General features: G+C 63.5%; 21 protein-coding genes and 1 riboswitch. Of the genes, 13 read left to right on the forward strand and 8 right to left on the reverse strand.

Features of this window, described 5'->3' with window-relative positions; translation table 11 throughout:
- Positions 1–5 precede the first annotated feature (5 nt).
- The 6 genes from recG to WDO72_10975 all read right to left on the reverse strand — a co-directional run bounded on the left by recG (position 6) and on the right by WDO72_10975 (position 6658).
- Complete coding sequence (gene recG, locus WDO72_10950; protein MEJ0086193.1) at positions 6–2105, reverse strand: ATP-dependent DNA helicase RecG; 2100 nt, start codon at positions 2103–2105, stop codon at positions 6–8.
- Positions 2106–2120: 15 nt separating this feature from the next.
- The gene (locus tag WDO72_10955; protein ID MEJ0086194.1) at positions 2121–2504 is read right to left on the reverse strand and encodes a RidA family protein; all 384 of its coding nucleotides are present in this window, start codon (positions 2502–2504) and stop codon (positions 2121–2123) included.
- Positions 2505–2535: 31 nt separating this feature from the next.
- The gene (locus WDO72_10960) at positions 2536–4671 is read right to left on the reverse strand and encodes a bifunctional (p)ppGpp synthetase/guanosine-3',5'-bis(diphosphate) 3'-pyrophosphohydrolase (protein ID MEJ0086195.1); all 2136 of its coding nucleotides are present in this window, start codon (positions 4669–4671) and stop codon (positions 2536–2538) included.
- A gap of 89 nt (positions 4672–4760) precedes the next feature.
- Complete coding sequence (gene rpoZ, locus WDO72_10965; GenBank protein ID MEJ0086196.1) at positions 4761–5060, reverse strand: DNA-directed RNA polymerase subunit omega; 300 nt, start codon at positions 5058–5060, stop codon at positions 4761–4763.
- 117 nt (positions 5061–5177) lie between these two features.
- On the reverse strand, positions 5178–5798 hold the full coding sequence (gene gmk / locus WDO72_10970; protein MEJ0086197.1) for a guanylate kinase: 621 nt from the start codon (positions 5796–5798) through the stop codon (positions 5178–5180).
- Positions 5795–6658 (reverse strand): YicC/YloC family endoribonuclease, encoded by an 864-nt coding sequence (locus WDO72_10975; protein ID MEJ0086198.1) that lies wholly within the window; start codon positions 6656–6658, stop codon positions 5795–5797. The genes gmk and WDO72_10975 overlap by 4 nt, the downstream gene beginning before the upstream one ends.
- Before the next feature lie 77 nt (positions 6659–6735).
- Between WDO72_10975 and WDO72_10980 the strand changes: the two genes are divergently transcribed.
- The 7 genes from WDO72_10980 (at position 6736) to WDO72_11010 (ending at position 13619) form a co-directional block, all read left to right on the forward strand.
- Positions 6736–7485 carry a PP2C family serine/threonine-protein phosphatase gene (locus WDO72_10980; protein ID MEJ0086199.1) on the forward strand — a complete coding sequence of 250 codons (750 nt, stop codon included), beginning with the start codon at positions 6736–6738 and terminating at the stop codon, positions 7483–7485.
- Positions 7482–8210, forward strand: a complete 729-nt coding sequence (gene rph, locus WDO72_10985) for a ribonuclease PH (protein MEJ0086200.1) — start codon at positions 7482–7484, stop codon at positions 8208–8210. Before WDO72_10980 ends, rph begins: the two co-directional genes overlap by 4 nt.
- Before the next feature lie 18 nt (positions 8211–8228).
- Positions 8229–8837: an RdgB/HAM1 family non-canonical purine NTP pyrophosphatase gene (rdgB, locus tag WDO72_10990; GenBank protein ID MEJ0086201.1), complete on the forward strand. Its 609-nt coding sequence runs from the start codon at positions 8229–8231 to the stop codon at positions 8835–8837.
- Positions 8834–9994, forward strand: coding sequence for a radical SAM family heme chaperone HemW (gene hemW, locus WDO72_10995; GenBank protein ID MEJ0086202.1), 1161 nt, complete (start codon positions 8834–8836; stop codon positions 9992–9994). The genes rdgB and hemW overlap by 4 nt, the downstream gene beginning before the upstream one ends.
- Positions 9995–10360: 366 nt before the next feature.
- Entirely contained in the window at positions 10361–10573 is a 213-nt protein-coding gene (gene rpmE / locus WDO72_11000; GenBank protein ID MEJ0086203.1) for a 50S ribosomal protein L31, read from the forward strand.
- A 157-nt stretch (positions 10574–10730) separates the two neighbouring features.
- The gene (locus WDO72_11005; protein ID MEJ0086204.1) at positions 10731–12203 is read left to right on the forward strand and encodes a M48 family metalloprotease; all 1473 of its coding nucleotides are present in this window, start codon (positions 10731–10733) and stop codon (positions 12201–12203) included.
- A gap of 120 nt (positions 12204–12323) precedes the next feature.
- Entirely contained in the window at positions 12324–13619 is a 1296-nt protein-coding gene (locus WDO72_11010) for a citrate synthase (GenBank protein ID MEJ0086205.1), read from the forward strand.
- A gap of 8 nt (positions 13620–13627) precedes the next feature.
- Here the strand turns inward: WDO72_11010 and WDO72_11015 are convergent, their stop codons facing one another.
- Complete coding sequence (locus tag WDO72_11015; protein MEJ0086206.1) at positions 13628–14254, reverse strand: hypothetical protein; 627 nt, start codon at positions 14252–14254, stop codon at positions 13628–13630.
- A gap of 3 nt (positions 14255–14257) precedes the next feature.
- Positions 14258–16747: a PBP1A family penicillin-binding protein gene (locus WDO72_11020; protein MEJ0086207.1), complete on the reverse strand. Its 2490-nt coding sequence runs from the start codon at positions 16745–16747 to the stop codon at positions 14258–14260.
- Positions 16748–16799: 52 nt separating this feature from the next.
- Positions 16800–16890: riboswitch (cyclic di-GMP riboswitch) on the forward strand.
- Between the two features lie 231 nt (positions 16891–17121).
- On the opposite strand from WDO72_11020, the gene WDO72_11025 reads away from it, so the two are divergent.
- The 6 genes from WDO72_11025 to WDO72_11050 all read left to right on the forward strand — a co-directional run bounded on the left by WDO72_11025 (position 17122) and on the right by WDO72_11050 (position 22798).
- On the forward strand, positions 17122–18186 hold the full coding sequence (locus WDO72_11025; GenBank protein MEJ0086208.1) for a pilus assembly protein PilM: 1065 nt from the start codon (positions 17122–17124) through the stop codon (positions 18184–18186).
- Positions 18186–18788 (forward strand): PilN domain-containing protein, encoded by a 603-nt coding sequence (locus tag WDO72_11030; protein MEJ0086209.1) that lies wholly within the window; start codon positions 18186–18188, stop codon positions 18786–18788. Before WDO72_11025 ends, WDO72_11030 begins: the two co-directional genes overlap by 1 nt.
- Positions 18788–19429, forward strand: a complete 642-nt coding sequence (locus tag WDO72_11035) for a type 4a pilus biogenesis protein PilO (protein MEJ0086210.1) — start codon at positions 18788–18790, stop codon at positions 19427–19429. Before WDO72_11030 ends, WDO72_11035 begins: the two co-directional genes overlap by 1 nt.
- Before the next feature lie 23 nt (positions 19430–19452).
- On the forward strand, positions 19453–19974 hold the full coding sequence (locus tag WDO72_11040; GenBank protein ID MEJ0086211.1) for a pilus assembly protein PilP: 522 nt from the start codon (positions 19453–19455) through the stop codon (positions 19972–19974).
- 25 nt (positions 19975–19999) lie between these two features.
- Entirely contained in the window at positions 20000–22192 is a 2193-nt protein-coding gene (locus WDO72_11045) for a type IV pilus secretin PilQ (protein MEJ0086212.1), read from the forward strand.
- A gap of 72 nt (positions 22193–22264) precedes the next feature.
- Positions 22265–22798: a shikimate kinase gene (locus WDO72_11050; GenBank protein ID MEJ0086213.1), complete on the forward strand. Its 534-nt coding sequence runs from the start codon at positions 22265–22267 to the stop codon at positions 22796–22798.
- The last annotated feature ends 29 nt before the right edge of the window (positions 22799–22827 follow it).

Here is a 22827-nt window from a genome sequence, read left to right on the forward strand (position 1 = left end):
CAGCACTAGCCGATGCGGCCGTAACGCTCGCCGGCCCCGACCCAGCGGCGCGTAAGTCCGTGCACCGCCTCAGGATTATGTTTAAGCAGCACCTCTGCCGCCGATTGCACTTCAGGCAGCAGGTCTGAATCCCGCATGAGGTCCGCGACCCGCATTTCAGCGAGACCCGTCTGGCGCGTGCCGAGCAGTTCACCGGGGCCGCGCAGTTCCAGGTCGCGGCGCGCGATCACGAAGCCGTCGTTGGTTTCGCGAATCGCGGCCAGCCTGGCGCGCGCCATCTCGCTCAGCTTGCCCCCGTAGAGCAGCACGCAATGGCTTTCGTGCGCGCCGCGCCCGACGCGGCCGCGTAATTGGTGTAACTGCGCGAGGCCCATGCGCTCGGCATTTTCGATCACCATCAGCGTGGCGTTGGGTACGTCGACACCGACTTCGATGACGGTGGTGGCGACTAACAACCCGATGGTGCCGGCCTTGAACGCATACATGCCGCGTTCTTTCTCGCGCGCCGGCATGCGCCCGTGCACGAGGCCGACCCGGACTTCGGGCAACGCTTCGGCGAGCGCAGCGGCGGTTTCCTCGGCGGCCTGGTAGCGCAGTTCCTCCGATTCCTCGATGAGCGGGCAGACCCAATACGCCTGCCGTCCTTCGAGCACCTGGCGATGAATGCGCTGCACGATCTCGTCGCGGCGGCTCTCCGGCAACACCACGGTCTTCACCGGTGTACGGCCCGGCGGCAGTTCATCGATCACCGACACATCGAGATCGGCGTAGGCGGTCATCGCCAGCGTGCGTGGAATGGGAGTCGCCGTCATGATCAACTGGTGCGGCAACTGGCCCGCGCGGGCGCCCTTCTCGCGCAGCGCCAGCCGCTGATGCACGCCGAAGCGATGTTGCTCGTCGACGATGACGAGCCCGAGCCGCGCGAATTCCATGGATTCCTGGAACAACGCGTGTGTGCCCACGACTAGTTTGATCTCGCCTCCCGCCACGGCTTCGAGTGCGCTGCGCCGCGTGCGTGCCGGCAGTGAGCCCGTCACCAATGCCACCGGGATGCCGAGCGGCCGGAACCACTGCTCGAAATTCTTCGCGTGCTGTTCGGCCAGCAACTCGGTGGGCGCCATCAGCGCAGCCTGCAAGCCGGAGCCCACGGTGCGCGCAGCGGCGGCGGCGGCCACGACGGTCTTGCCGCAACCCACGTCGCCCTGCACCAGCCGCACCATGGGCCGGTCGGCGAGCAGATCCCGATCGACTTCATCAAGCGTGCGGCGCTGCGCGCCGGTCAACGCGAATGGCAGCGATTCTAACAGCCGACGCTCGAGCTTTTCCGGATCGTGCAGCGGCGCGGCCGGATCCGCTTGGATCGTCTGCCGCAGCAGGCGCAGCGACAACTGGTGGGCCAACAGCTCTTCGAACGCGAGACGCCGCTGCGCCGGATGGCGGCCGCTCAGCAATTCGCCCAGATGCGCGGCGCGCGGCGGCCGATGCATCATGGACAGCGCATCCACCAGCGTCGGCAGCCCGAGTTTCGCGAGCATCTCCGGCGGAATCCAGTCGCGCACGCCCGAGCGTTCCGCCTCCTGCAGCGCGAGGTCTATGAGCGAGCGCAGGCGCGCCTGCGGTACGCCCTCGGTGGTCGGGTAGATAGGCGTGAGCACCTCTTCGAGCGCCTCGGAAACCTCGGCGGTGCGCCGGTACTCCGGATGGACGATTTCGAGGCCGAGCGGCCCGCGCCGCACCTCACCGAAACAACGCAGGCGCGTGCCGCGCTGCAAACCCGCCTGTTGCGCGCCGGAAAAGTAGAAGAACCGCAACGTGAGCGAGCCGGTGCCGTCGCTGATGCGGCACAGGAGCTGGCGCCGCCGCCGATAGGCGACCTCGGTGAGCTGGATCTCGCCTTCGACCACCGCGCGCATGCCGTGGCGCACGGAGCCGATCTCGGAAATCTGCGTGCGATCCTCATAACGCGACGGCAGCACGAACAGCAGGTCCTGCACCTGCGTGACGCCGAGTTTCCCGAGTTTTTCCGCGAGCGCCGGTCCCACGCCGCGCAACGAACCGACGGGACGTTGCTCGAGCGGCGTGACGTGTGGCGCCGGTGTTGCCACGGTAGCGGGAAACCTTCAGCCCAGGTGCAGCGTGCACTCGACTTCGACGCGCGCGTTGCGCGGCAGCGCCGCGACTGCGACGGTCGAACGCGCCGGATACGGGGCCTTGCAGTACTCGGCCATGATTTCGTTCACCTTGGCGAAATTGGCGAAGTCGGTCAGGAAAATGGTGACCTTGACGATGTGTTCGAAACCGCCGCCCGCCGCCGCGATGACCGCCTTGATGTTCTCGAACACGCGGCGCGCTTCCTTCTCGAAGTCGCCCTCGACCATCTGCATCGTGACGGGATCGAGCGGAATCTGGCCGGCCATGTACACCGTGTCGCCGACGCGGATGGCCTGGGAATAAGGGCCAATGGCCTTGGGGGCCTGATCCGAATGGATGGCCTGGCGGACGATGGACATCACGAACTCCTGGAATTGATTCGAGCTAGTCGGACGAGCGCGCGGCGCGTCCGTGGCTCGCAATTGTACGCGTCACCTTCAGCACTTCGGGCATGCGGCGGATGACTTTCACGACGCGCGCCAGGTGTTCGCGATTACGCACACGCAATTCGAATACCAGTGAGGAACTGTCGGCGTCCTTCTCCTCGACCGCCACGCGCTCGATGTTGGTATCGCCGGCAGAAATGGCCGCCGCGACCGCGGCCAGCACGCCCATCTTGTTGGCGACGTCGACGCGGATCTCCGAACTGAACACCTTGTCAGTGGTCGCCTGCCACGCGACGGGCAGCCAGTTCTCGGGATGTTTGCGGTAGTCCTCGACGTTCACGCAGTTCTCGCGGTGCACCACCACGCCGCGGCCCGTCGAGAGGAACGCGAAGATCGGATCGTCGGGAATCGGGAAGCAGCAGCGCGCATAGGCCACCAGCAGGCCTTCGGTGCCGGCGATGGCGAGCGGCGCCGGCGCGCCGGAAAATGATTCCTCGCTGGCTTTCGTCGGCAGCAGCCGCCGCGCGACCAGTGGCGCGAGGCGTTCGCCCAGTCCCACCTTCTCGTACAGCTCGTCGACATCGTGCATGCCGAGCTCGACCACGGCCGCGTTCAGCGTCTCTGCAGCCACCTCTTCGAGCGACAGCCGGAACTCGCCCAGCGCCTGGTTGATGAGACGTGCGCCGAGCTCGATGGCTTCCTGGCGCCGCAGACCCTTCAGATAGTGACGCACGGCGGCGCGCGCCTTGGCGGTGACGACGAAGTTCACCCAGGAAGGATTCGGCATCGCGCCCTTCGCGGTGATGATCTCCACCGTCTGCCCGTTGCGCAGCGGCGTGCGCAGCGGCGTCAGGCGCCTGTCTACCTTGGCGGCGACGCAGCGATTGCCGACGTCCGTGTGCACGGCGTAGGCGAAGTCCACGACGGTCGCGCCGCGCGGCAGCCGCAGGATCTCGCCCTTGGGAGTGAACACATAGACCTTGTCGGGAAACAGGTCGACCTTGACGCTCTCGAGAAAATCCTCCGAGCTGCCGCCTTCCTGCATGTCGACGAGATTCGCCAGCCACTCGCGCGCGCGTTCGTCCTGTCCGCCTTCGCTGTCGCTGACCTTGTATTTCCAGTGCGCGGCGATGCCGGCCTCGGCCACGCGATGCATGTCCTCGGTGCGGATCTGCACTTCGATCGGGATGCCGTTGGGGCCGAACAACGTGGTGTGCAACGATTGATAGCCGTTGACGCGCGGAATCGCGATGTAATCCTTGAAGCGGCCGGGCATCGGCTTGTACGCCGCGTGCACGACGCCGAGCGCGCGATAACAGGAGTCCGCCTTGTCGACCACGACGCGTAATCCGAATACGTCGACGATCTCCGAAAGCGGCGCGGCCTTGCGCAGCATCTTGCTGTAGATGCTGTAGAGGTGTTTCTCGCGCGTGCTGACGTCGGCTTTCATGTCCGCCTTGAGTAATGCCACGCGCATCGTCTCGGCGATCTTGTTGAGGAACTGCTTCTGGTTGCCGCGCGCCTTTTTCAGCGCGCGATCCAGCACCTTGTAGCGATGCGGAAACGCCGCTTCGAAGCCGAGATCTTCGAGCTCGAGCTTCATGTTGTAGAGCCCGAGGCGCCCGGCGATGGGCGCGTAGATGTCGAGCGTCTCGCGCGCCACCGCGCGGCGGCGCGCCGGCGCCATCGCATCGAGCGTGCGCATGTTGTGCGTGCGGTCGGCTAGTTTGACCAGGATGACGCGCAGATCGCGCACCATCGCGAGCACCATCTTGCGGAAGGATTCCGCCTGCGCCTCGGCGCGCGACTTGAACTGGATCTGGTCGAGTTTGGTGACGCCGTCGACGATCTCCGCCACCGGCGCGCCAAACTTCTCCGACAGCTCTTCCTTGGAGATCGGCGTGTCTTCGATGACGTCGTGCAGGATCGCCGCAATGATGGTGTCGGGGTCGAGATGCAGGTCCGCGAGGATCTGCGCGGCCGCGAGCGGGTGCGCGATGTAAGGCTCGCCCGAGAGCCGTTTCTGCCCCTCGTGGGCCTCGGCGCCGAATTCCACGGCCGCACGTACCCGGCCTACCTGTTCGGCTGGCAGGTACGTCTCGAGGCTGTTGAGCAACTCGCGCAGGCCCGGCAGACGCCGGGCACTGGGCAGAAGCTGAAGGAGCGTCGACGCGTAATCCATGGCGGCGCGGGCGCTCCTTGAAGAAGGATCAGGCGGAGGATTTATTCCTGAACGTCACGATCGCCTTGCAGGCCGAATTGCGGCGCCCGGAACAGGGACTGGTTGTCGGCATCGGGCAGGGTCGCTTCCGGCGGCGGCGGCTCGGGCTCGCGCAGCATCTCGGGGGTGATGTTGCCCTCGGCGATCTCACGCAGCGCGACCACGGTCGGCTTGTCGTTTTCCCATGGCACGGTCGGCTCGGCGCCATTGGCAAGGCGGCGCGCACGCGCGGCGGCCAGCAACACGAGCTGGAAGATGTTCTCGACGTTCGGCAGGCAGTCTTCGACGGTAATACGGGCCATGAATCTCTCAGGTGACCAAAGCTGCGGGGGGTGCAAAGTCTACTGGAAAAACGTGTGGTTTTGCCGGGATTTGCACCAGCCGCCGAGGTTCCAGCACCGAACCGGTGGACCGGCGCCTCAGGCGAGCAGTTCTGCCAGCAGCGGCTCGAGCTCTGCGCGCCCGGGGGCGAAACCCGCGTCACCCCGCAGGATTTCCAGCAGGTGGGCGACCGCCGCTTCAAATTCGTCGTTGACGATCACACAGTCGAACTCGGCGAAATGCGACATGTCCGCGATCGAATCGCGCAGGCGCCGCTCGATGACCTCATCGCTGTCGGTCTTGCGATTGCGCAGCCGTGTTTCGAGTTCGCGCCGGGAGGGCGGCAGGATGAAGACGGATTTGCAGTCGGGCTGCGCGGCGCGCACCTGGCGCGCACCCTGCCAGTCGATCTCGAGAATCACATCGTGGCCGGCGTTGCGCAGCGCTTCGACCTGCGCGCGGCCGGTGCCGTAGAAGTTGTCGAACACCTGCGCATGTTCGAGGAATTCGCCCGCGTCGCGCAGGCGCTTGAACTCATCGACGTTGACGAAGTTGTAGTCCCGGCCCGGGATTTCCTTCTCGCGCTGTTTGCGCGTCGTGTGCGACACGGACACGCGCAATGAAGGATCGCGCTCGAGCACCGCTTTGACGAGGCTCGTCTTGCCGGCGCCCGACGGCGCAGCGATCACGAACAGCGCACCACGCCGTGCGGCGCTCATTCGACGTTCTGCACCTGTTCGCGCATCTGCTCGATCAGCACTTTCATGTCGACCGTGATGCGCGTGGTGTCCAGATCCTGCGATTTGGACGCCAGCGTATTCGCTTCGCGATTGAGCTCCTGCATCAGGAAATCGAGCCTGCGGCCCGCGCCCTCGCTGGCACCCATCACGCGGCGCGTTTCTTCGATGTGGCCGGTGAGGCGATCCAGCTCTTCGGCGACATCGAGACGCTGCAGCTGCAGGACGATCTCCTGCTCGACGCGTTCGCGGTCCACGGTGGCCAGCAATTCGGCGACGCGCTCGTGCAACCGGGTACGCACCCGCGCCTGGATTTCCGGCAATCGCGCGCGCACCTGCGTGACGTGGGTGGCGAGGCCGACGCAACGCTGCTCGATCAATTCGCCCAGGCGTTTGCCTTCGCGCAGCCGCATCGCGCCGAGCTCTTCGAGCGTCTGCTGAAACAGCGTGCGGCCCGCACCTAACAAGGCTTCCGAGTCCGGATTGGCGGCCTCGATGACGCCCGGCCAGCGCAGCACCTCGACGGCATCGACCGTGGAACCCGGCACCGCCCGTGAGACGAGACCTACAGCGGTGGCGACGCGAGCCAGCGCGGCCTGGTCGATACGCAGCTCACGCTCGGAAGCCTGCACGCTGCGCAGATGCACCGTGCAATCGACCTTGCCGCGTTTCAGGTGCTTCGCCAGCAGTTGTCTTAAGTCGAATTCGAGAGGCCGCAGCTCTTCCGGCAGCCGGAATCCCGGCTCCAGGTAGCGGTGGTTCACGCTGCGGATCTCGCAGGTGAGCGTGCCCCAAGTGCCCGCCAGTTCGCGACGTGCGAAACCCGTCATGCTTGCGATCATGGCGCTTGAAGTTCTCGGTTCTTGGGGGAAGCAGTGCAGTAGACTGCGCGGCAGTTTATCAGACCCCCCACCACGCCTTGCGCATCGAATACGCCGAAGTCAGCCTGCTAGGTTGTCGCAGCGACAATCAGGATCGCGTCTCCGTTGCGGTCTCGGAGCATTCGGCCCTGCTCGTCGTGATCGATGGCATGGGCGGTCATTCCGACGGTGCCAAGGCCGCCGAGACCGCCATCAAGGTGCTGGTCGAGGCGTTCTGGCATACGCCGCAGCCGATCCTCGATCCGCTCGGGTTCCTGCATATTTCGCTGGGACGTGCGCACGAGGAAGTCGCCAAACTCGGCACCAATCTGCCGCTGGAACATCGGCCGCGCGCCACTTGCGCGGTGTGCCTGGTGCAGAACGGCAGCGCGTTCTGGGCCCACATCGGCGACAGCCGCGTCTATCTCCTGCGCCGTGGCAAGGTCCTCAAACGCACGCGCGATCACAGCCATGTCGAATTCCTGCTGCGCGAGGGTGTCATCACCGCCGATCAGGCGTTGTCGCATCCCATGCGCAACTTCGTCGAATGTTGCCTCGGCGGCGAACCCTTCCTGCCGGAGATGTCGCTGGGCACCCGCGAGCCGCTCGAGGCCAACGACATCTTGTTAGTGTGCTCGGATGGCTTGTGGGGCGGTCTCGAAGATGCCGATATTGGCGCCGCCTTTCCCCCGGCACGCGCGCCATTGCGTGACGAACTGGTGCGGCTCGCCGAACGTTCGATCAGCGCGGTCGGCGCCGGCAGCGACAACACCTCCGCGGCGGTCGTGCGCTGGATCGGTAACGGCTGATGGCCACCCGTCCCAGCGGCCGCGCACCGGATGAGTTGCGCGCAGTGCGTTTCACCCGTCGATTCACACAGCACGCCGAAGGGTCGGTGCTGGTCGAGTTCGGCCAGACGCGCGTGCTCTGTACCGCCACCGTCGAAGAAGGCGTGCCGGGGTTTCTGCGCGGCAAAGGCCAGGGGTGGGTCACCGCCGAATACGGCATGTTGCCGCGCGCCACGCACACCCGCAGCCCGCGCGAGGCCGCCAAGGGAAAGCAAAGCGGACGCACCCAGGAAATCCAGCGATTGATTGGCCGCAGCATGCGCGCGGTGACCAACATGGCCGGGCTCGGCGAACGCACGATCACGCTCGATTGCGACGTACTGCAGGCGGACGGGGGCACGCGCACCGCGGCCATTACCGGGGCCTACGTCGCGATGGCCGATGCCTGCGACGCGCTGGTCGCGAAGCGGTTCATCAACGCATCGCCGCTGCATGGCCAGGTGGCCGCCATCTCGGTCGGCATCTGCAACGGTGTTCCGGTCATCGACCTCGATTACGCTGAAGATTCGGGCGCCGAAACCGACATGAACGTCGTCATGAACAACGGCGGCGGCTTCATCGAAATCCAGGGCACGGCGGAAGGCCACGCATTCCGCCGTCACGAGCTCGACGCGCTGCTCGATCTGGCGGCCAGCGGCATCGCGAAACTCCACCAGTTGCAGACCGAAGTGCGCACGGCCGCCTGACCCGCGGTCGACGCAGCCATGGAAGTGCAACGCGTCGTGCTCGCCAGCGGCAATGCCGGCAAGTTGCGCGAGTTCTCGGAGTTGTTAGCCGCCAGCGGCCTTGTCCCGGTTCGTCAGTCGGATTTCGGCGTCGTGCCGCCGCCTGAAACGGGCGGCACTTTCCTCGAAAACGCGCTCATCAAGGCCCGCAACGCGGCGCGTATCACCAGACTTCCCGCGATCGCCGACGACTCGGGCATCGAGGTCGACGCGCTGGGCGGCGCGCCCGGTGTGTATTCCGCGCGTTATGCCGGCGAGGACGCCAGTGACGCGGACAATCTGTCGAAGTTGTTAGGCGCGTTGGCGGGGCTGCCCGATGCGAAACGCACCGCTCGCTACCGCTGCGTGATCGTCTACGTGAACCAGGCGGAAGACTCGCACCCGCTCATCGCCGCGGGAACCTGGGAAGGCCGGATCATCGACGCGCGCCGCGGCAGCAACGGATTCGGCTACGACCCGTCATTCGTGCCCGCGGGCGACACGCGCACCGTGGCCGAAATACCGCAGGACGAGAAGAATCTGGCCAGTCATCGCGGGCAGGCGATGCGCGCATTCCTGGCGCAACTTGGCGCGCGGACGCGCCCGTGAAAGCACCGCCGCTCGCCTTGTATGCGCACTTCCCGTGGTGCGTGCAGAAGTGCCCCTACTGCGATTTCAATTCGTACACGCTGCGCGACGAATTGCCCGAACAGCGTTACCTCGATGCGCTGCTGCGCGATTTCGACGCGCAAGTGCCGGCCGTCGCGGAACGCGCGCTCAGCAGCATTTTCCTCGGAGGCGGCACGCCCAGTCTGTTTTCACCGGCGTCGATCGGACGTTTGATCACACACGCCAGGTCTCGGCTTGGGTTTGCCGGCGCCGCCGAGGTCACGCTGGAGGCCAATCCGGGCACCATCGAGCGCGGCCGCTTCGCGGAGTACCGCGCCGCCGGTGTCACGCGGGTTTCGCTCGGTGCCCAGAGTTTCGACGCGCGGCAGCTCAAGTTGTTAGGCCGCATCCATTCGGCCGACGAAACACGGCGCGCGGCGGAAGAACTGCATGCCGCGGGCCTGTCGAATTTCAATCTCGATCTCATGTACGCGTTGCCCGGGCAGACGGGGGAGGAAGCGGAAGCAGATCTGCGCGCGGCGCTCGCGCTCGAACCTGCGCATCTGTCGCAATATCACCTGACGATCGAGCCCGGTACCTTGTTCGCGGCGGCGCCGCCAGTGCAGCCGGCCGACGATATCGTCGACGACATGCTGGATCGTTCCTTGAACACGCTCATGCAGGCGGGGTTCGAGCAATACGAAGTGTCCGGCTATGCGCGCGCGGGCAGGCGCTGCGAACACAATCTCAACTACTGGACGTTCGGCGACTACCTCGGCATCGGCGCCGGCGCTCACGGCAAGATCACCGATCCAGATCTGGGTCAGATCGTGCGAACGCAGCGGATGCGAGAGCCGCGCCGCTACCTTGCCGAGGAGCCGGACTCGCTGATGCGTAAACCGATCGCAGTCCGCGACTTGCCGTTCGAGTTCGCGATGAATGGCTTCCGCCTCGTGGAAGGCTTTTCGGACGAGCTGTTCGAAAGCCGGACCGGACTTCGCGGCACGGTTCTGGAGGAAGCGCTCGGCGGTCTGGTCGGTCGCGGCCTCGTTCAAAGACAGCCGGGCCGATGGGCTGCCACCTCCAAAGGCTTCCGATTTCTCAACGACATACTGGTCGAACTGTTGCCAGCGGCAGGGCCCGTAGCAGCGCCGTGAACGTTCGCGCGCCACCGCTGGGCGTTTTTATGCACAGATGCCCATCGAGGGGCACACAAACAATGGGATTACGGCAGGTTTCAATCCTGTTGCACTACAAAGTGCCCGTAAACGATTGATTAAAAAGCGCTTAATGCAATGGTCATTATTTGACCAAGGTAACGGATTTGCGCAGATCGCAGCGCTTTTGGCTCCAGAAAACGGCACTACCCACAGAGTTATCCACACTTTCTGTGGATAACGCCGGGTTGTTTTTCGCGCTTGAGAACCCACACATGGCCCGCTAGACTGCGCGCCCTTTTTCCAAGCCCTGTCTTCTCAGCATCAGGCTGGCAAAATCCAGCCAAACCAAAAGAGAGATCTCCCATGAAAGCCGATACGCATCCTGAATACGCCGAAATCAACGTGACCTGCACGTGCGGCAACGCGTTCAAGACGCGCTCGACTCTGGGACACGATCTGCAGGTCGAAGTCTGCTCGAACTGCCATCCGTTCTATACGGGCAAGCAGAAGATCGTCGACACCGCCGGCCGCGTCGACAAATTCCGCAAGAAATACGCCGCGGCATCCACGCGCTGAAGAACTCTTCCAGCGGTCACCGCTACTCACAAAGGCGCCTTCGGGCGCCTTTGTGCTGTGGGGCCCGGGCACTCGTAATGTGGCGCGCCGGAACTTGTCGGGTCAGAGCGGGATCGTAGTTAAATACGCGCTCGGCCCCGTCCGCGGAGACCCAATAATGAAGCGCTCTGTTCATGCCCTGTTCGTCGTAACGGCGTCCTGCGTCCTGGCTTTGGGTTGCGTGAGCAATCCGTCCACCGGTGGCAAGAGCGTCGGCGTCGGCGGCATGGAAGGCGAAAAGAAGACGGTCCAGAAGAATCACCAGGAAATCGTCAAGGCGCTGGGTCTGTACGACGATCAGGCCACGCAGGAATACGTGAACGTGGTGGGGCAACGCGTCGCCCTCGTGAGCGATCTGCCCAACGAGGAATTCAAATTCTTCGTCATCGACGACGAGGCGATCAACGCATTCACGACCGGATGCTGCAACGTCTACGTCAATCGCGGCCTGCTGCTGAACCTCAATTCAGAAGCGGAGCTCGCCGGTGTGCTCGGGCACGAGATCGGTCACGTCACCGCGCGTCATCCCGCCCGTCGCCAGGCGCGCGGTGTTGCCGCCTCGCTCGGTGCGATGGCTGCAGCGATCCTCACCGGTTCGAACGCCATCGGTCAGCTGGCCAACATCGGCGGGCAGGCCTGGATGATGGGATACGGGCGGGAAAACGAGATGGAAGCCGATCGGCTTGGTCTCAAGTACATGGTGAAGGCCGGGTACGATCCCGAATCGATCGGCCACGTCTTCTCGATGTTTCAGGCCGGCGAGAAATTCGAGCGCGCGCGTGCGCAGGCCGAGGGCCGGGAGCCGCGCCTCTATCACGGCGTTTTCTCGAGCCACCCGAGTCCTGATGAGCGCGCCGTCCAGGCGGCGAAGGGCTCCGCGAACATCAAGACAGAGCCGCCGGGCGGATGGATCGAGCGGCACGACGAGTATCTGACCACCATCAACGGAATCGCCTACGGCTCGAGCAAGGCGCAAGGCATCGTGCGTGACAACCGTTTCTATCACGCCGACATGGGCATTACCGTCGCCTTCCCGAAAGGCTGGACCATCGAAAATCAGCGGGATCGCCTGCTTGCGTACACTCCGAAGAAGGACGCGCTCATTCAGATACTGATCGACAGGAAGCCGGACAAGCAGGCACCGCGCGAATTTCTTTTGAGCAAGTTGCAGGGCGCGTCGGTATTCAAGGGCGAGCCGATCACAACGAGCGAAGGGAACGAGGGCTACACCATCGTGACCCGCAATGGATCTCCAATCGACAACGGTCCGGCGCGCTGGGCGGCGGTGTATCGCGGCAACAGTGTGTTCTTGACGGCGGGCGCGAGCCGCTCGGCCTTGAATGGAGTGCCGGAGATTGATGGGATCGTCTTGTCGGTAGCCGAAACGCTGCGCGGTCTGCGTCCCGCGGAATTTCCGCTCGCGGAGCCGTATCGCCTGAAAGTCGTGAAGGCCACCGAGCAGACCAAGTTGTCCGACTACGCGGCCGACATGCCAGAGGACAAGTTCAAGAAGGAAACGCTCGAGCTCATCAACGCGATGTACCCGAACAAGAAGCCCAAGCCGGGTCAGTTGTTCAAGATCGTCGAGTAGGTGCCGATGACGACGCGCATGTTCGCGCGTCCGTTGCCTTGATTCCATACGCGGGCCGTGTAAGTCTCGTCTCGATCCAGTTTTTCCACGCGCCGTGTGCGTTTTCAGGGCCTCTTCGTCATGTCCGATAAGAAACTCGAGCTTCTCGATCCCGCCACCGGCAAGAAAGCCGTGTTGCCCGTGCGCTTCGGCACGATTGGTCCCTCCGTCGTCGACATCGCGCCGATGGTCAAGGAATTCGGCGCCTTCACCTACGACCCGGGCTACGGCGCCACCGCCGCAGTCGAGAGCAAGATCACCTATATCGATGGCGATGCGGGCGTCCTCATGCATCGCGGTTATGCGATCGAGCAGCTCGCCGAGAAGAGCTCTTTCATCGAGGTCTGCTATCTACTGCTGAACGGCAATCTGCCGACCCGGCCCGAACTGGACGAGTTCACGCACAGCATTCGCAATCACACGATGATCAACGAGTCGCTGCTGCGCTTCTTCGGTGGTTTCCACCACAATGCGCATCCGATGGCGATGGTGTCCGCCGTGGTCGCGTCGATGTCGGCGTTCTATCACGACTCGATGGACATCCATAACCCGCGGCACCGCGAGATCTTCGCGCACCGCATCGTCGCGAAATTGCCGACGATTGCCGCGGCGGCTTACAAACATTCGCTCGGCCAGCCGTTCGTGTACCCGCGCAACGATCTCGACTACTGCTCGAACATGCTGCACATGTTCTTCGCGGTGCCCTGCGAGAAATACAACGTCGATCCGGTCGCGGCCGAAGCGCTCGATCTGCTGTTCATCCTGCACGCCGATCACGAGCAGAACGCGAGTACTTCGACGGTGCGGCTGGCCGGCTCGACCGGCGCAAACCCCTACGCGGCGATTTCCGCCGGCGTGTCCGCGCTCTGGGGGCCCGCGCATGGCGGCGCCAACGAGGCCGTGCTGCAGATGCTCGAGGAAATCGGCACTGCCGATCAGATTCCGAAATACCTCGCGATGGCCAAGGACAAATCCAGTCACTTCCGTCTCATGGGTTTCGGCCACCGCGTCTACAAGAACTTCGATCCGCGCGCCAAGATCATCCGCGACATGTGCCACAAGGTGCTGAAGAAGCTGGGCAAGCAGGACAATCCGCTGCTCGAGTTGGCTCAGCGCCTCGAAGAGGCGGCGCTCAAGGACGAATACTTCGTCGCACGCAAGCTCTATCCCAATGTCGATTTCTACTCGGGCATCATCTATTCGGCGCTCGGCATTCCGCGCTCCATGTTCACGGTGATGTTCGCGATCGCGCGCACCGTGGGCTGGGTGGCGCACTGGCAGGAGATGATTTCCGACCCTGCCATGCGGATCGGCCGGCCGCGTCAGCTCTATACGGGCCCGACGCTGCGTCAGTACCAGGACATCGGCACGCGTTAGCCGCCTCGCTACTGCGCGAGCGGCGCGTCCTCGACGTCCAACAGCACCTCGAGCTCGTCGGCATCGATGCGGCGCATCGGCTTGCCGTCGACCGGGCTGACGGGCGCCTGCCGGATTCCATCCACCGGGAACACCGTCGCATCCACGACGTGGTCTTCGAACTCGAAGTGCACTCCCGGATAGGCGACGACACGATCGACCCCGAAGCGCACGCGCCGTTCCACCACTTCATGGTCGATGCCGAAATCCATGAGCCGGAAGGTGATGGACTCCGGCCTTTCCGCGAACAGATGCAGCTGGATGTCGTTGTGCTCGGTGGCCGTACCGGAGAGCACCGGACCGACCAGCCGCGGCTGGAAGTCCGACAACATCTGCATCGCCGACAACGCAGCGTTGCGTTGCGCCGCCAGCGTTTCACCATGTCTGGTGCCGCCGAATAGCCGCTGATACTCGGCGAGCGCATCCTCGATCTCGGTGTTCTTGGGCAGCACCGAACCGTCGGTGACGCCGAATCTCTCCGCCGCCTTGCGCTTGGCCGTGAGGAAATCGCGAATGCCGTGCTCGGACATGATGCGCGCCGCCTCCTGGGCGAGCGCGCGACGCAGATTTTCAGCGCGTGGAGGCAATTTCTTCATGGTTCAGAAGATCGGGTCAGCTCCGCCTTGCGGGGTGTTGGGGGAACTCGGATCGATGTCCTGCGGGCCGACGGATTCGCTGCCGATATAACCCTCCTCCGTCGGCAACATGTCGGCGCGGAAGTATTCGAACAAGGGATCTGCATCCGCATTCCTGGTTCCGCCGGTTGCCGCGTTCACCTTCATCTCGACGATTCCCTCGGGAATCGTGCGCGCTTTCTCGGGCACGCCGCGCAGAGCTTCGCGCATGAAATCGACCCAGATCGGCACCGCGGTGCGCGCGCCTTCTTCGCCGGCGCCGAGCGGCCCGGGTTCGTCGAGGCCAACCCAAACACTCGCCACGATGTTGTCATTGAAGCCATTGAACCAGGTGTCGAAATTCAGGTTGGTCGTTCCGGTCTTGCCGCGCAGATCCGAGCGACCGAGCGCGAGTGCGCGGCGTCCGGTTCCGCGGGTGATCACCTCGCGCATGATGTCGTTCATGAGGAACGATACCTGCGGCGTGATGGCCTGTTCGACGGGCTCAGTGCGGCGCGGGCCGGCCAGCGGCGTGGGCGGCACGTAAGTCGCGCTGACGTCGGCCTGTTTCGCGCGCTCGGCGTCGCTCACGGTGACGATGGGTTGGACGCAGTCCGCGCATACCGTCTTCGGCTCCGCGCTGAAGACGATCTGACCACCAGGACCCTCGATGCGATCTATATAGAACGGCTCGACGCGGTACCCGCCGTTGGCGAACACGGCAAAGCCGCGCGCAACCTCCAGCGGAGTCGCCGGCATGCTGCCGAGAGCCAACGTCAGGTTGGTGGGCAACTGCTGCTTCGTGAAACCGAAATTCTGCACGTAGTCGATGACCGGCTTGACGCCCATCTCCTTGAGCAGCCGAATCGATACGAGGTTGCGAGATTGAACGAGCGCCTCGCGCAGCCGCAAGGGCCCGCGAAACCCACCGCCGGAATTTTCCGGACGCCACACCTCTTCGAGATTGCTGTCGTCGAGAATGATCGGCGCATCGAGGATCACCGACGATGGTGTGTAGTTGCCCGCCATCGCGGCGGCGTACATGAACGGCTTGAAACCCGAGCCAGGTTGCCGGTGCGCCATCGTTACGCGGTTGAATTTGCCCAGGGTCTTGTCGAAGTAATCGAACCCGCCGACCAGCGAGAGGATCGCACCGTTGTTCGGATCGAGTGCGACCAGCGCACTCTCGGCCTCCGGTATCTGCGCGAGGGCGGCGGGCGCATCGGCCTTCTCGCGAACGACGTACACCACGTCACCGCGCGCCAGAATTTCACCGGCCGTCTTGGGGTCCGGCCCGAGCGGGCTGCCATCCAGCCGTCGTTTCGCCCACGACATGCCGGGCCATTCAATCGTTGAGTCGCCCGCACCCTTGATGAACACCTGGGCCTGCTTCTCACCCACGTTCTTGACGAGCGCGGGTTGCAGGATTCCGACGCTGCCGTACTCATCGAGCAGTAATTCCAGCGCTTCGGCAGTTTCGTTGCCCGAAAGCTCGACCTTATTGATGGCGCCGCGCCAGCCCTGTCTGCGGTCGTAGTCGATCAGCCCGATCCGCAGCGCGCGATCCGCGGCGGTCTGCAGCCGGCCATCGAGCGTGGTGTAGACCTTGTAACCCGCGTCCTGCGCCGCCGCGCCGAAGCGTTTGATGATCTCGAGGCGAACCATCTCGGCGACGTAGGGCGCCTCGACGTCGGCGAGCGCACGGTGCGCTTCCGCTCTAACTACTTCGTGCGAGGCAGCCTCGGCGGCGGCCGGGTCGATGAAGCCGAGTTCGCGCATGCGGCGCAGCACGTAGCCGCGGCGTTCGGCGGCGCCGGTCGGATTCGTGATCGGGTTGTACCGGGAAGGCCACTGCGGCACGCGCGCGAGTGTTGCCGCCTCGCCGAGCGTGAGTTGATCGAGCGGCTTGCCGAAATAGGTTTCCGCCGCCGACGCCACGCCATAGGAGCGTTGACCGAAGAAAATCACGTTGAGATACAGCGCGAGGATTTCCGGCTTGGTGAATTCGCGCTCGAGGCGATAGGTGACGAACACCTCCTGCAACTTGCGGCGCACGGTCTGTTCCTGCGTGAAAAACGCGCTGCGCGCCGCCTGCATGGTGATGGTGCTGGCGCCCTGCAATTCGCCCGAGGTCGCGTTGACGAACAAGGTGCGCAGGATGCCCTGCCAATCGAAGCCGTGGTGCTCGAAGAACCGGTCGTCCTCCGCCGCGATGAAAGCCTGGCGCACGATCAGGGGGATCTGGTCGTATTTGACCGGGTTGCGGCGCTGTTCGCCGATCTGGGCGATCAGGTCGCCGGAGCGGGTATAGACCCGCAATGGCACCGCGAGCTCGTTGTTTTTCATCGCAGCGACGGTGGGGAGCGTCGGTTCCAGGTACACGTAGCTGCAGACGAAGGCATAGGCGACTGCAAGTGTGAACGCCGTCACACCCAAGACCGCCTGCACGAACAATCGAAAGTAGTTTGGCTTCACAGAATCTGGCTCTCGTCAGTTGCGCGGTCAAATAGCCGGTTGCATAGTAACCGCCGTCGATATGCATACTCACCGAAAGGTGGGGACGCAAAGCTTCCGGTCTAAGGGTCAGCGCATTGGCCTACGACAGCGGGGTTGCCGGCTCGAACACTTCACAGTTCGAGTTGATACGGACAACTGCCGTCTGGTTCCAATGCTCGTCCCCCGGCATCGTGAGTTCCCGGCCCGAAACGGGCTTCCAAGGGGTATCCCGAGGAATCCGTTAGTTTCGTGAGGAGCGTCTCGTTCAATTTAACTTCACGCTGATATATAGTGCCCTGGGTTTAAGACAGGGTGCGCGATTCTCGCAATAACACTATGAAAGGACTGCGAAAGTGCTGTTCTTAACGCGCAAGTATCGTCCCGTACTCGGGCTTGACATAACGACATCGTCGGTCAAGTTGATCGAGCTCGTGATGAGTGGTGGTTCGTATCGCGTCGAATCGTACGCAGCCGAACCAACACCGCAGAACGCGATGAACGAAAAGGCGATCGTCGACGCAGAAGCCGTCGGTGAGGCCATTCGTCGTGCCGTCAAACGCTCTGGCGCCGGTGCCAAGGAAGTCGCCATCGCGATCTCCGGTGACGCCGCGATCACCAAGGTGATCCAGATGCCGCGCAGTCTGCGCGAGCGCGATCTCGAAGCTCAGGTCGAGATGCAGGCCGATCAATACATTCCATTCCCGATGGACGAAGTCAGCTACGACTTCGAGGTGTTAGGCCCATCCGAGAAAGATCCCGAAACCAACGACGTGTTGTTAGTCGCGACGCGTACGGAAAACGTCGAGCAGCGCCAGGCCGCGGTGAATGCCGCCGGTCTCACGGCCAAGATCGTCGACGTCGAAGCTTTCGCCCTGGAAAACGCCTGCAAACTGATGACGCATCAGATGCCCGATGGCGGCATCGATCGCACCATCGCAGTCGTCGACTTCGGCGCGAGCAGCACCACGTTCAGCGTGTTGCGCAATCTCAAGGTTGTTTACACGCGTGACTTCGCGTTCGGCGGGCAGCAGCTCACCGAAGAAATCATGCGTACTTATGGCCTCTCGATGGAAGAAGCCGGCCGCGCCAAGAAAGAAGGCGGGTTGCCCGGTAATTTCCAGGCCGAAGTGCTCGATCCGTTCATCGACGACATGACGCAGCAGGTCAGTCGCTCGCTGCAGTTCTATCTGGCTTCAGGTTCGGGGCGCGATCAGCCCGAGAAGATCCTCATCTGCGGTGGCTGCGCCAACATCTCCGGCGTGTCCGACGTGATCTCGAGCCGCGTCGGTATCTCCGCAGAGAAGGGCGACCCGCTGGGCCAGATGAAACTTTCCTCCCGCGCCAAGGCGCAGGCGGTGGCCCGTGACGCGACCGCGCTGCTCACGGCCTGCGGACTCGCACTGCGGAGCTTCGACTAATGCCTCGCATAAACCTACTTCCCTGGCGCGACGAACAACGCAAGGAGCGCAAGCTCCGCTTTCTCGTCTGGCTCGGCGGCGCGGCCATTGGTGCCTGCCTCACCGCGTTCGTCGGCTATCTGCTGATGGATTCGATGGTCAGTGCCCAGGACGCGCGCAATCAGACTCTCAAGACCGAAATCGCCGAGCTCGACAAGCAGATCGAAAAGATCAACAGCCTCGAGGCTGACAAGGCGCGATTCATCGCGCGTATGGACGTCATCGAGAAGCTGCAGCGCTCGCGTCCCGAAATCGTGCACATCTTCGACGAGATCGCCAAGCAGTTGCCCGATGGCGTCTATCTGACGGGCATCACGCAGACCGGAAGCCGCTTGAAGTTCGAAGGCGTCGCGCAGTCTTCGACGCGCGTATCCGCCTTCATGCGCAATATCGACGGATCGAGTTATCTCAAGAACCCCGAGCTCGAAGTCGTGCGCACCGAAAAGAGTGCGACGACCGGCGCCAGCTTTGTGTTGTATGCCGATCAATCGGGCGCTCCGGCCGAGCCGGAAGCCGATCCGAACAAACCCAAGCGGCGCATCGCGTCCGCGGGGGGCAACTAATGAGCATTCTCGACGATCTCAAATCACTCGATCCCAACGACCCGGGCCGCTGGCCGCTGCCGGTGCGCGCGGGGACCGTGGCGTTGTGCTTCGTGATTCTGTCGGCCGCGCTGTTCTACTTCTTTGTGTGGAGCGACCAGAAGCCGCGCCTCGATCAGGCGGCGACCGAAGAACAGGAACTGCGCAACGTCTTCAAGACCAAGCACTCGAAGGCCGTGAATCTTGCGGTCTATCAGCAGCAGCTCGCGGACATCGAGCGTTCGTTCGGCGCGTTACTGCGCCAGCTGCCCGGTCGCACCGAAGTGCCGAACCTGTTGGTCGACATTTCGCAGGTCGGCGTGGGCGCCGGCCTCGAAGAGAAACTCTTCCAGCCCTCCGCAGAGGTCAAGAAGGACTTCTACGCGGAACTGCCGATCAAGATCAGGCTGACCGGGTCCTATCACCAGATGGGTGAATTCGTCAGTGGCATCGCGGCGCTGCCGCGCATCGTCACGCTCGGCGACCTGACGATCAAACCGGAGACCAAGGACGCCTACGACGTCCTGTCATTCGAGTTGACGGCGAAGACCTACCGCTACCTTGACGACGCCGAAGTTGCCGCGGAGAAGGGCAAGACTTCGCCGACTCGGCCGACCGGTTAACAGCGAAAACACAGGTAACGGATATGTTTTCGAAACAGAAGAACAGTTGGCTTGTTGTCAGCGCCTTGTTGCTTGCCGCGAGCGCTCTTTCGGGATGCTCGAGCAGGGACGAAGAACTCGATCAGTTCATCGCCGACACCAAAAAAGAGCCCGGCGGCCGCGTCGAGCCGCTACCGGAACTCAAGCCCTATGAGACTTACGGGTATGAGTCCGCGAGCATGCGCTCGCCGTTCATGCCTGGCGGCTCGGGTGGAGGAGCCGCAGGTTCTCTGCGTCCCGACCAGCGCCGCAATCGCGAATTCCTCGAGCAATTTTCGCTCGATACGCTGCGAATGGTGGGCACGTTGCGCCTGGCTGATCGCACCTACGGTTTGATCAAAACGAAAGACGGCCTCGTACATCGCGTGCTCCCGGGCAACTACCTGGGGCAGGCCGACGGCAGGGTCACCGAGATATCGCCTTCGAAGATTAGTGTCGTGGAAATCGTTCCGGACGGACTTGGCGGCTACATGGAACGGCCTGCCTCGCTCGGCTTGAACAATTGAAGACCACGTCAGGGAGTAGATGCGAATGAACAAGATCACCATCCGTCAGCTGGCCACCTCGACCCTTTCGTGGCTCGCTGCGTGTGTCATCGTGGCGCTCGCCAGCAAGGCGGCTTATGCACAGGGCACACCCAACAAGCTCGAGTCGGTGGACGTGCAGAACCTTGCCGGCCAGCAGATTCAGCTGACGCTGCATCACTCGGCACCGCCCGCCGAGCCGGTCGCGTTCACCATCGACAATCCCGCGCGCATCTCGCTGGATCTGGCGAATACCGCGCTGGCACTTCCCTCGCGCCGCATCGACGTCCGCTCCGGTGGTGTCGACTCTGTCCTGGCCGCCGAAGCCTCAGGCCGCACGCGCCTCGTTCTGAACCTCGACCGACTGATGCCGTATACGACGCGCGTCTCGGGCAATGACGTCATCGTCCTCATCGGTGGCGCGGCATCATCGCCTGCCGCTGCGGCGGCCGCTTCGAGTGGTGCGGCCGGTTCGCCGTCTGCCCCGCGTTCGGCTTCCGCCGCTCCCTCCGGTCCGCGCGCGATTCGCGGGATCGACTTCCGCCGCGGCAATGGCGGCACGGGCCGCATCATCGTTCGTCTGTCCGACCCGCGTACACCCGCCAGCCTGCGCCAGCTCGGCAACCAGATCGTCGTGGATTTCGCGGGCGCGGAAATCGCCAGCAACCTGGCGCGCCGTTATGACGCGGCAGATTTTGCCACCCCGGTTACGGGCTTCGACGTTGTGCGCGTAGGCGACGGTGTGCGCCTGTCCATCAGCGCCGCCGGTGATTTCGAGCAGCTTGCTTATCAGTCCGACGACCAATATGTCGTCGAAGTGCAGCCGGCCCGCAAGGCCGCGCAGAAAGCCGAAGAGAAACGCGTCTACACCGGCGAGCGCCTGACACTGAACTTCCAGGACATCGAAACCCGCGCAGTGCTGCAGCTCCTCGCGGACGCCAGCGGCCAGAACATCGTTGTATCGGACTCCGTCTCGGGCAGCGTCACGCTGCGCCTGCAGAATGTCCCGTGGGATCAAGCGCTGGACATCGTCCTGCGCACCAAGGGCCTCGACAAACGTCGCAACGACAACGTGATCATCGTGGCGCCGACCGAAGAACTCGCGGCGCGTGAGAAGGCAGAACTGGCGGCTCGCGCCGACGTTCAGGATCTGGCTCCGCTGCGTTCCGAATACCTGCAGGTCAACTACGCCAAGGCCGAAGATCTGGCCAACTTGATCAAATCGTCGGGTGGCGAAGCCGGTCTGCTTTCCAAGCGCGGCACGGTTGCCGTGGACGAACGCACCAACACCTTGCTGCTGCAGGATTCGGCCGATCGTCTCGATGACATCCGCCGCCTGGTGGGCACGCTCGATATCCCGATCCGCCAGGTGCAGATCGAGGCGCGCATCGTGATCGTCAGCGATGACTTCTCACGCGAGCTCGGCGCCCGCGCCGGCTTCTCCGGCTTCGACTTCTTCGGCAACAACCTCGGATACACCAGCGGATCGGCCCTCGCCAACGATACGGCGATCAGCGATTTCCTGGAGCGGGCCAACGACGCTGATGCGACCAACGACGGCGTGCCCTTCGTGTTCTCCGACAGTCCGGGCACCGCATCGCCGCGTTATAACGTGAACCTGCCGGTGGCGAGCCCCGCGGGCAGCCTGGCTTACATGCTCCTCGGTAAAGACTTCCTGATCGATCTGGAGCTGTCGGCGGCCCAGGCCGAAGGCCGTGGCGAAGTCATCTCGACCCCGCGCGTCATCACCGCCAACCAGCGCGAAGCCATGATCGAACAGGGCACGGAAATTCCGTACCAGGAATCCGCTTCTTCCGGTGCAACGACCATCTCGTTCAAGAAGGCCGTGCTGTCGCTGAAAGTCACCCCGCAGGTCACTCCGGACAACCGCGTGGTTCTGGACCTCGTCGTCAAGAAAGACAGCGTTGGCCAGATCATCGTCGGCGGCGCCGGCCAGCAGGTGCCCTCGATCGACACCCGCACGATCACGACCTCGGTCATCGTCAACGATGGTCAGACGGTGGTGCTCGGCGGCATCCTCGAGACCGAACGCCGCGAGACGGAGAAGAAGGTTCCGTACCTCGGCGACGTGCCGGTCCTGGGCCGCCTCTTCAAGACCACCGGCAAGACGAACAACAAGGACGAGCTGCTGATCTTCGTAACGCCGAAGATCCTGCGCGAAGGCGTCACCGTCTACTGATCGGCCATTCATTCCGGCTAGATAGCGGCCGCCTTCGGGCGGCCGCTTCTTTTCCGCTATTCTCAATGGCGAATGACATCACGCAATTCCAATGTTTTCCTCGTAGGCCCCATGGGTTCGGGCAAGACCGCCGTGGGCAAACACCTGGCGCGCCTGCTGCGTGCGCCTTTCCGGGACAGCGATGCGGAAATCGAATCCCGTACCGGCGTCGACATCTCGTATATTTTTTCGCGCGAGGGTGAGGCCGGTTTTCGGCAGCGCGAGCGCGAAGTTCTCGAGGATGTCACCCGCGAATGCCCGATCGTGCTTGCGACCGGTGGTGGCGCTATCCTGCTCGAGGAAAATCGCAAAGCGCTGCATGAACGCGGCTTCGTGGTGTATCTGCGTACTTCGCTCGAACAACAGGTGGAGCGAGTTCGCCAGGGACGCAACCGGCCGCTGCTGCACGACGTCGATCCGCTGACCAAACTCACCGAACTCATGGTCGTGCGCGAGCCGCTCTACGAGTCGCTGGCGGATTTCAGCATTGGCACGGACGGGCGCAAGGTACACGTCGTCGCGGACTCGATTTTTGCAGCGTTCAAGGCCGCGCAGAACACCGCTTGAGGCCGCTTATACTTCGCTACCGCGGCCAA

This window comes from Pseudomonadota bacterium (genome assembly GCA_037200975.1).
Lineage (GTDB): Bacteria > Pseudomonadota > Gammaproteobacteria > Steroidobacterales > Steroidobacteraceae > CADEED01.